The organism is Pararhizobium sp. P1_E7 (assembly GCF_056405855.1).
The window spans coordinates 24,261-33,685 of sequence record NZ_JBFUBH010000033.1; the positions used below are offsets into that span (position 1 = coordinate 24,261).

The window sequence follows — 9,425 nt, forward strand, 5'->3', positions numbered from 1 at the left end:
ACTTCCCAAACAGAAATTGCCAAACTGGGATGAAAGCAGAATTGAGGCCCGAATGTCTGAAAGAGTTACGATAAAGTCCATTGCTCAGGATCTGGGCTTGTCTCACATGACGGTGTCACGCGCGCTGTCCGGCCATTCCAATGTCCATGCCGAAACCCGGAACGCCGTGATTGAGCGGGCCAGGACGCTTGGTTACGTGAAAAGCGCCGCTGCAAGCGCAATGCGCGGCGACGCGACGCGGATTGTCGGTTTGCTGCTGCCGAACCTTGTGAACGAATTCTACGCGCAGTTTGCCGATACGATGGCGCGCGCCTGTGAGGAGCAGGCCCTGCATCTGGTGATCCATCTGACCAACGATGATGAGATCAACGAGCGCCAAGCGATCCTGCGGCTGCGCGAAGTTCAGGCCAGCGCCGTTGTCATGGTGCCGGCGCCTGTTGCCGGCTCCGATGAGCCTGCAACCATTGAAGGCATGCGCGTTGTGCAACTCATCCGTCGGCGAGATTTGGCGCCGGCGCTTCTAATTGACGACGCTTCCGCGATTGCAGATGCTGTAGATCATCTGGCTGGCCGCGGACACCGGAGCATTGGTTTTATTGGTGCCAACCTGCAGCTGTCTTCGGGACGTGAGCGATTCGCCGCCTTTCGCGATTCTCTGCAACGGCACGGGATTGCGATGCGCGGCGCACTGACGATTACGGCTGCGCCCTCCTTTCGGATGGGGCATGAAAGCCTTTTGGCCCTTCTCGATGGCAACGAGGCCATGACCGCTCTTGTTTGCGGCGGCTTTGAGATTTCAAATGGGGCGCTGGATGCCTGCCTCGAGCGCGGCTTGCGGTTTCCGGATGATCTGGCCTTCGTCGGATACGGGGATCCGGCCGCTTATCGATGGATCGCTGGCGGCATCACGACAATCCGGCTCCCGGTAGTGGAAATGGCCACTGGTGCGGTTCGTCGTCTTACCCAGACTCTGGAGCAAACCTACGAGCCTCAGTCACCTCAAATGTTTTCTGCAGCCTTGGTCACCAGACGCTCAACCTGATCTGGCATAGCGACGAGACGCCCTGCCAGAACACAGTTGATTGAGGCGGTTAGTGCAGTCCCTTACTCCTGCTTCCGCTCGAGTGTGCAAACGCTGTGTCAGTCGATGTTCAATGTGCCGTTCCAGAGGCATTCAAGTCCGTCGGAAACGGCAACCGGATCTTCTTTATGTCATGGTCGAAAGCGGGATGCGCCTCGGTGAAGTCTGCAACCTCAGACCGCAGGACATTCGGTCGATGACGAAGTGCCCCATGTCGAGGTCGCCGAGCGCGATGACCGTCGCCAGAAGACCGAATACTCGATTCAGGACAACATCACGGAACAAGGACCATCGGGCCGTCGCCGCGACGGTCGAGAATATCGGCATGCGCCTGCTGGGCCTCGGACAGCGGATATTTGCGGGCGCTGACCGCGCCGAACACTCCGTTCCGCCAGGCTGCGAATACCGCGTCGGCGGCGGCCTGCAGGTTGTCTTTTGTCACATGCTGCCCGGTGCTGCCGCGCACGAGGCGGATGCCGCGCCGGTCGAGGTCGGCCTCATCGATAGCAGCACCACCGGATGCCGCGCCGATTACGGCGATCGTTCCACCGTCGCGGATCACGTTGAGCGTCGTGGCGAAGGTCGTTGCCCCGACCAGTTCGTAGACGATGTCGACGCCGTTGGGGGCGTGCGTGCGGATATGATCCTCGAGCCCGGCTGTTTCATAGGCGAAGGCATGGTCAACGAGCTCCCGCAAGGCGGGCAGCTTGTGGTGCGAGCCGGTTCCGATCACCGTGAACCCGCGCGCCTTCAGCCAGCGGGCAAGCAGATTGCCGACGCCGCCCGTCGCGCCCTGGACAAGGACGAGGTCGCCGCCGCTCGGTTTCGCCATCGCGTTGATCGCCATCCAGGCGGTCAGACCCTTGGTGAGGATGGTCGCCGCCGTCTCGGCGGATATGTCATCGGGCAATTTGACGAGGACGTCCTCGTTCACGACTCGCGATGTGGCATAGCTGCCGGGCGCGAAGAAATAGGCGACCCGGTCGCCGGCGGCAAAACGAGTGACGCCTTGGCCGATCGCTTCGATAGTACCGGCGCCCTCGACCCCCGCCACTGCGGGCAGGCCGAGCTTGAACGTACCGTCCCGGAACATGGTGTCGACGAAGTTCACGCCGATAGCTTCCTGTTTTATCAGAACCTCGCCGGCGCCAGGTGCGCGGGCATTTTCCTGTTCGACGTGCAGGACGGACGGGCCGCCCCACTGGCTGTACTTGACGACATAGGTCATGGCTTACTCCGTTGGGCAGGCCCAGCCTGCCGCCGTGTTGATCCAAATGTGAGGGGATTGCCGCGGCGAACGCGCGCGGGGCGGCCTTCGGGTTCTATCGCTCGAACGCGCCGAGCTGGCGCAGGCCCGTCATCCAGTCTTCGCTGTGCCAGGTCTTGCTGATCCTGCCGTCTTCGACGAGGTGAATGTCGATGGCCTGAATGCGGATTTTCCTGCCGGACGCCGGAAGCCCGACGAAAGGCTGCATTTGCGTGCCCGTAATCGTCGAGCGGACGACAACCTTGTTTCCCTCGGAAACGATATCGTCGATGGCGATGCGGAAGTCCGGGAACGTGGTGTGAAGCATTTTTACGCCGGCCTGGGCCGGTTGCGGGCCGTGGGCAGTTTCGCGGTCGTTGGGAAGCTCCTGCCAGTCGTCGGAAAGGATGGCTTCCAGAATGTCCGGTCTGTTCTTGTCGAAGGCCTCGTACCATTTGGTGGCGATTGCCGTTTGCTGGTTTTGCGGCGCGGCGATGGCGCCCTGGCCGAGAAGCAGCGCTGCGACCAGCGGAAGAATTTTCAGGATACGCATGGGTTTTTCCTGTTCGATCTTTGCCTGGGAGGAGTTGGCGTGAGCGCCGGCCCGAGGCCGGCGCGATGCTTGCCTAGCGGCGCCAGCCGTCGATGCTGAGCTTGCCGCCGCCAAAGGCGATGACATTCAGCAGTCCGCCGGCCATGGCAATGTTCTTGAAGAAGTGGATGAACTGGTTCAGATCTGCGAGATCGTAGTGGAAGCTCACCGCAGTCGCGACCGAGAAGACGGCAAGGACAGCGGCGACAAGGCGCGTCTGGTAGCCGAGGGCGAGGGCGATACCGCCGATGATTTCCACGACGAGCGCGGTACCGTAAGCCAGCGTTGGGAACGGCAGGCCAACGGACTCGATATAGCCGATCGTCATGGCCGGAGCGGAAAGCTTGCTCAGACCGGAGAGTACGAAAATCAGGCTGATGAGAATGCGTCCGGCTGCCGGCAGGACTGCCTGGACGGTGACGGAAGACGCCATGTCTTCCACCTGACGGGCGATTGCTGTGTTCGACATGTTCGTTTCCTTTGAAAACCGGCAAGCCACCAAGGCTGCCCTGTGGACATGACTATGCCGCGGGATAACTCATCGCAAAAGCCGAATAAAATAGACAATAACGTTCTAAAAAATCGAAAAGATGGGCGTGATATCATGGCCGGTGAAATGCCCGGCGACGACTGAACCCACCGATGGCTTGTGTCGGATCTCGCCAGCTGTCGCCTGAGAAATACATGTACGACCAGGCCCATCGCCGGCCGTATTGCCCGGTCGGAAATCTTGCATGCGGGGTTTAACCTGAACGCGATAGCCCCCATCGTGTGCGCGATGGGGGCTTGGTGGCCGGACGTGGCAACGTCGACGAAGGAGGCGTGGCGAAAGGGCTCCGTCAACCCTTCTTGATCAGATTGACGGCCACCAAGGGACCGCCGAACTGTTGCATGGGCGCGGCGGCCTTGAGGCTGCCGAGATTGAGCGGCGCGAAACCCAGTTTCTCGATGAGACCAGCGACACTGACGTTGGCGCCCTCATCGTTGCCTGACAACAAGACGACCCTGCGCCCCGACGCCTCGACGGGATCAGCGGCCAGCACCGCAGCCGGTATCGTATTGAACGCCTTGACTACTTTCGCGCCGGGCAAAGCCTCGGCGACGATTTCGCTCGACAGCCTGCCACCGAGATCGGCGGGGCGGAACTCGGGAAACTTGATTGCATTGGTCGCGTCAACGGCGATCGTGCCCGTCCAGTCCTTGCGAGCTTTTGCCAGTTCAGGCACCGCCGTAAACGGCAGGGCCAGGATGACGATATCCTGCGCCAGGGCATCCGCGATATCGGTGGGAACCACCGTTTTGCCGAACTTCGTTGCAGTGGCCTCCAGCGAGGCCGCGCCGCGGCTGTTGGCCACCTTGACCGCTATGCCCTTCGAGGAGAAATGCGTGATGAGAGCCGAGCCGATCGCGCCCGATCCGATGATTGCGTAGGTCATGTTCGATGTCCTTTTGGGTTCGTTGATTGATGGTTTCAGGTTAGGCTATGTTCGCCGGCCCGTCGGGCAGCGGCGTGAACTCGGTTTCGCCCGGCACTCCGGGGAACACGCGGTCCCGCCAGTCGAGGGCAGCCTGTTCGATCCGCTCGCGGCGGCTCGACACGAAGTTCCAGAAGATGTGCCGCTTCTCGGCGAGCGGTTCGCCGCCCAGCACCATCAGCCGCGCCGGGCCGATCGCCTTGAGGACGATTTCGGAGCCGGGCTTGAAGACGATCAACTGGTCTTCAGTGAAACGCCCGTCCTGCCCAGCCACCTCGATGGTTCCGCTGATCACGAAAACGGCCCGCTCGATGTGCTCCCCGTCGATGCGGAAGCGCGCACCGGGGACAAGCGCCACGTCGGCATTGAACATATCTGAGAACGTTCTGGTCGGCGCTCGCCGGCCGTGCAGCGAGCCGGCAATCAAGCGCATGTCGATGCCTTCGCCTTCGATGCGCGGCAGTTCCTGTGCGCCAAGATGCTGGAAACCGGGGTCGGTCTCCTCGTGGGTAGTGGGTAGCGCCACCCAGCTCTGAAAGCCAAACAGACGCCCTCCGGCTTGCCGCAGCGTATCGCTGCTGCGCTCGGAATGGACGATGCCCCGGCCCGCAGTCATGACGTTGACCTCGCCGGGCTTGATTTTCTGGACGTAGTTCTCACTGTCGCGATGGATGATCTCGCCATCGATCAGATAGCTGATCGTCGCAAGCCCAATATGCGGGTGCGGCCGGGAATCGATGCCGGCGCCGGGACGGAAGGTCACAGGCCCGAAACTATCCAGAAAGATGAACGGACCGACGGTTCGTCGCAGCGGCGACGGCAGCGCGCGTTTCACCGAAAACCCGCCAAGATCACGGGTTGCCGGAAGTATGATCTGTTCGATGGGCGCATTCGAAGCGAATGTCATTTTCGAGCTCCTTCAACGATCCCGGCTCGGCCGAAAGGCGAGGGGAGGTTGCTGTCGAGCTTCAAAATACCGCTGGTCGCTTGCGGAAAAAACTGACATAAAATGAACGGAAACGTTCGAGGAAATAGATATGCAGAATCCCGGCATGCCGACCCTTGACCAGCTCAAGGTTTTTCTGACGGTCGTGGATGTCGGAAGTTTTGCAGGGGCTGCGCGCAAGCTCGGGCGGGCCACCTCGGTCATCAGCTATTCGATCGCCAATCTCGAAGCCCAGCTCGGCGTCTCGCTGTTCGATCGCGATACGACGAAGAAGCCACAACTGACGACGGAGGGGCGCACGGTGCTGGCGGAGGCGCGCATCGTCTCGAACGGTGTCAACGGCCTGCGCGCCAAGGTGCGCGCCATGCTCGAAGGGGTGGAGCCGGAAATCCATGTGGCGCTGGATGTCATGCTGCCGGCTTCGCGCGTCACCGATGCGTTGAAAGCCTTTAGCGAAGCCTTCCCGTCGGTGACCCTGTATCTCTATGTCGAGGCCTTGGGGGCGGTCACGCAGATGGTGTTGAACCGGGCGGCGGTGATCGGCATCAGCGGCCCGCTCGATATCGAGGTCGATGGGCTCGAGCGGATCGGTGCCGGGTTCGTGCAGCTCATTCCGGTGGCCGCACCGTCGCATCCGCTGGCGAAGGCCGGAAAAAACCTGCCCGGCGCGGGGCGCGAACATGTCCAGCTCGTACTGACAGACCGCTCGACATTGACGCAAGGGTTCCAGCTCGGCGTCGTCGGCGCACGCACCTGGCGGCTGGCCGACCTTGGTTCCAAGCATATGCTGCTGAAGGAGGGCATCGGCTGGGGCAACATGCCCGAGCCGATGGTGCGCGAGGATATCCGCTCAGGCCGTCTCGTCCATCTCGACCTGCCCGACTGCAAGGGTGGGCCGTACCGGCTTCAGGCGGTGCACCGCACCGACATGCCGCCCGGGCCTGCCGGCCGCTTCCTGATTGCGCATTTCGAACAGCAGGCGGAAGACGACGACATGACCTATTCAGAGCGGTGGTAGGCCGGCTCAGGTCATGATGAGAACATTCTTTTCAGTGGCTTCGGCCGCAGTGGTGCTGCGATAGGCATCGGCAGCCTGATCGAAGCGCCATTCCCGTACCGGCGGCTTCCCGAATGAACCATCGTCGAAGGCTGCCTTGAGCCTATCGAGAATGCCGGCGATCTCTTCGCCGGTGAGTTTCGCAGTATCAACCCCCAGCAACCTCGACCGGTTGTGGTAGAAATCGGTGAGGTCGAACTCGACAAGTTTCTGACCGGTGCTGGTGATGACGAGCTGACGGCCGCCCAGCGCCAGCGATTGGAGCGCCGGCTCGAACAGGGGGCCGCCGACCGCATCGAGCACGATATCCGCGCCCTTGCCCCAGGTCGCAGCGCGCACGGCCTCCGGCAAGTCCTTCTTCGCAAGGTCGATGGTCTCGTCGGCCTCGCTGACCCCCTTGCCTCTCGCTGCGACGATGGTGCGGGCGCCGAGATGGTGCGCGATCAGGGTGGCGGCGCGGCCGACGGCGCCAAGGCCGCCGGTGATCAGCAGCGTCTCGCCCGCCTTCAGCGCGCCGATATCGACAAGCGCATGCCAGGCCGTGACGAAGGGTGCCCCGACCGCTGCCGCCTCGACCATTGACAGGCCCGCGGGCTTTTCCGACAGCCAGCTTGCAGGAAGCACGACATAATCCGCATGCGCGCCATCGCGGCGGAAACCGAAGCCGGCGCCGCTGCCCCAGACTTCCCTTCCGGCAAGTGCGCCGCCCTCGACGACCACGCCGGCAAAATCGCGGCCGGGCGTGCGCGGAACCGATCCACCGAACAGGCCGCTGACGATCTTCACGTCGCTCGGGTTGATCGCCGCCGCATGGACCTTGACCAGCACCTCACCGGCATTGAGGGCGGGAATGGGGATGTCCCGGTGGATCAGGACATCCGGCGTGCCGAATGTTTCGAAACGAAGGGCTTTCATCGCCAAGAATCCTTTGCGGGTCAGAGGACGGCCAGCAGGCCGCCGTCCACGAGGAGCGCGATGCCCGAGACGTAGCTGGAGAGGTCCGAGCCGAGATAGGCGACCGCGTCGCCCACTTCGGAGGGCTGGCCGAGGCGGCGCAGCGGCGTGCGCTTGCGAAAACCTTCCGATGCCTCGGCAATGCCGGGGCTGGTGCGCAGAAGCTCGGTATCGATGGTGCCGGGTGCGACCGCGTTGACGCGGATGCCGTCGGGGCCGAGCGCGTCGGCCAGCGATTTCGCCATCAGCACGACGCCGCCCTTGCTGGTGGAATAGGCGACGGTGATGCCGGCGCCCGATATGCCGCCCATGCTGGCCATCARCACGATGCTGCCGCCCTTGCCGTTCGCCTTCATCTRGCGGGCCGCAGCCTGCGCGCCGAACAATGGGCCATCGAGATTGATCGACAAAAGCCGGTGGTAATCGTCCTCCGGCACGTCCGCGCCGTCGGTGCGCAGCGTGATGCCGGCATTGGCGACCATGACGTCGACGCCACCGAATTCGGCAGAGGCTTCGATGAGTGCGTCATTGTCGGCACGCTTGCTGACGTCGGTCTTCACGAAGCGTGCGGCCGAACCGATCGCCTCGATCTCCTCAACCGTCGGTCGGCCGCCTTCGCGCGGGGCCTCGGTGATGTCGGCGACGATGACGGCTTTCGCCCCATGTTCGGCGGCGCGGATGGCGATGGCGCGGCCGATGCCGCTCGATGCGCCGGTCACGACGACCACCTTGTTCTTCAGAATGTCACTCATGGCACTGTTCCTTCGGGAAAATGGGATGGTTCAGCCCTTCGGCTGAAGCTGGAGGCCGAGTTGGCCGACGAGCGAATAGAGATTGGCGACGCCCCAGTGTTCGGTGATCTTGCCGTCGACGACGCGCATGGCATCGACCGTCTCGAACTGGATCGTCTTGCCTGTCGGCTCGATGCCGAGAAAGGTTCCCCTGTGCGTGCCGTAATAGGTCTTGAAGGTCGTCACGAGGTTGCCGTCGGCCGTCTGCCAGTGGATGACCGCATGGAAATCCGGAAAGGCCTTGCGCAGGCCGGCATAGAGGCCGCGCACGCCCTCCTTGTCCGGCACCATGTTCGGCTGCGGGGTATGATCGAGAAAATCCTCGGAAAAGACTTCGTCGAAGACGGCGAAATTGCCCTTTCCCTGCACCTCTTCGGTGTTCCGGCGAACCACTGCGATCGCCGCTTCGCTTTCTGCACTTCTGGTCATGGTCGTATCCTTCGATGTCTGGGGGTTAAAGTTCGAAACCGCCGATGGTCATGCCGCCATCGACGACGATCATCTGGCCGAAGACGTAGCTTGCGGCCGGCGAACTGAGCCACACGGCGACCTCGGCGAGTTCGCGCGGCTGGCCGCCGCGCTTGGCGGGGATGGCTTTTCGGGCAAGATCGGCGAAGGCCGGATTCTGGGCGCTGTTGGCCACCACCATCGGCGTTTCGGTCCAGCCCGGGGCAAGCGCGTTGACGCGAATGTTGCGGCTGGCATTTTCCATCGCCGCGACGCGGGTCAGGCCGTGGATGCCGTGTTTGGAGGCGGCATAGGCACTCATGCCGCCCGGTCCGGTCAGCGCGGCGACGGAGGCCGTGTTGGTGATCGCGCCGGCACCCGTCCTGGCGATCAGCGGGATCTCGTATTTCATGCCAAGGAAGACGCTGCGCAGGTTGACGGTCAGCACCCGGTCGAAATCCTCGGTCGGGTAGTCCTCGATGCGGTGGGTGCCGCCGGTGATGCCGGCATTGTTGAACGCCGCATCCAGCCGTCCGGCATCCTTTTCGATGCGTGCGAGAAAGGCCTTCACTGGCTCTTCGCTCGAAACATCCACGCTGAAGATGTCGATCTTTCCCGCGGCCGCGATGTCCTTTGTTTCCTCAAGGCCGTTCATGTTGAGGTCGGCCGCGAAGACATGCGCGCCGCGCTCGGCAAACAGCCTTGCCGCCTCCCGGCCGATCCCCGAACCTGCGCCGGTGACCAGAACCACTTTGCCGTCGAAATCCATAGGCATGGCTTCGCTCCTCGCCCGCACGTGCGGGACGATGTTTCCGTTTGGTTGTTGGGGTTAAGGG

At 62.7% G+C, this 9,425-nt stretch carries 11 protein-coding genes and 1 pseudogene; 3 read left to right on the plus strand and 9 right to left on the minus strand.

Annotated elements, in window-relative coordinates:
* Positions 1–52 precede the first annotated feature (52 nt).
* Both AC1D17_RS21300 and AC1D17_RS21305 read left to right on the plus strand, forming a co-directional pair.
* On the plus strand, positions 53–1,042 hold the full coding sequence (locus AC1D17_RS21300; protein WP_477567300.1) for a LacI family DNA-binding transcriptional regulator: 990 nt from the start codon (positions 53–55) through the stop codon (positions 1,040–1,042).
* 160 nt (positions 1,043–1,202) lie between these two features.
* Positions 1,203–1,348 (plus strand): annotated as a pseudogene (locus AC1D17_RS21305) (integrase); the annotation flags it as partial.
* A 7-nt stretch (positions 1,349–1,355) separates the two neighbouring features.
* On the opposite strand, the gene AC1D17_RS21310 reads toward AC1D17_RS21305, so the two are convergent.
* The 5 genes from AC1D17_RS21310 to AC1D17_RS21330 form a co-directional block, all read right to left on the minus strand.
* Positions 1,356–2,309 carry a zinc-binding dehydrogenase gene (locus tag AC1D17_RS21310; protein WP_477567301.1) on the minus strand — a complete coding sequence of 318 codons (954 nt, stop codon included), beginning with the start codon at positions 2,307–2,309 and terminating at the stop codon, positions 1,356–1,358.
* A 94-nt stretch (positions 2,310–2,403) separates the two neighbouring features.
* Positions 2,404–2,880 (minus strand): ester cyclase, encoded by a 477-nt coding sequence (locus tag AC1D17_RS21315; protein ID WP_477567302.1) that lies wholly within the window; start codon positions 2,878–2,880, stop codon positions 2,404–2,406.
* Between the two features lie 73 nt (positions 2,881–2,953).
* Positions 2,954–3,388 carry a DoxX family protein gene (locus tag AC1D17_RS21320; RefSeq protein WP_477567303.1) on the minus strand — a complete coding sequence of 145 codons (435 nt, stop codon included), beginning with the start codon at positions 3,386–3,388 and terminating at the stop codon, positions 2,954–2,956.
* A gap of 370 nt (positions 3,389–3,758) precedes the next feature.
* Entirely contained in the window at positions 3,759–4,355 is a 597-nt protein-coding gene (locus AC1D17_RS21325; protein WP_477567304.1) for an NADPH-dependent F420 reductase, read from the minus strand.
* Positions 4,356–4,395: 40 nt separating this feature from the next.
* Positions 4,396–5,301 (minus strand): pirin family protein, encoded by a 906-nt coding sequence (locus AC1D17_RS21330; protein ID WP_477567305.1) that lies wholly within the window; start codon positions 5,299–5,301, stop codon positions 4,396–4,398.
* Between the two features lie 130 nt (positions 5,302–5,431).
* On the opposite strand from AC1D17_RS21330, the gene AC1D17_RS21335 reads away from it, so the two are divergent.
* Positions 5,432–6,358 (plus strand): LysR family transcriptional regulator, encoded by a 927-nt coding sequence (locus AC1D17_RS21335; RefSeq protein WP_477567306.1) that lies wholly within the window; start codon positions 5,432–5,434, stop codon positions 6,356–6,358.
* Positions 6,359–6,364: 6 nt separating this feature from the next.
* Here AC1D17_RS21335 and AC1D17_RS21340 read toward each other — a convergent pair whose 3' ends face one another.
* From AC1D17_RS21340 to AC1D17_RS21355, 4 genes are read right to left on the minus strand one after another with little or no spacing between them, the layout of a single operon-like run.
* The gene (locus AC1D17_RS21340) at positions 6,365–7,312 is read right to left on the minus strand and encodes a quinone oxidoreductase family protein (protein WP_477567307.1); all 948 of its coding nucleotides are present in this window, start codon (positions 7,310–7,312) and stop codon (positions 6,365–6,367) included.
* 20 nt (positions 7,313–7,332) lie between these two features.
* Positions 7,333–8,103, minus strand: coding sequence for an SDR family oxidoreductase (locus AC1D17_RS21345; RefSeq protein ID WP_477567308.1), 771 nt, complete (start codon positions 8,101–8,103; stop codon positions 7,333–7,335).
* Positions 8,104–8,133: 30 nt separating this feature from the next.
* Entirely contained in the window at positions 8,134–8,571 is a 438-nt protein-coding gene (locus AC1D17_RS21350) for an ester cyclase (protein ID WP_477567309.1), read from the minus strand.
* 25 nt (positions 8,572–8,596) lie between these two features.
* Complete coding sequence (locus tag AC1D17_RS21355; RefSeq protein WP_477567310.1) at positions 8,597–9,364, minus strand: SDR family NAD(P)-dependent oxidoreductase; 768 nt, start codon at positions 9,362–9,364, stop codon at positions 8,597–8,599.
* Between the last annotated feature and the right edge of the window lie 61 nt (positions 9,365–9,425).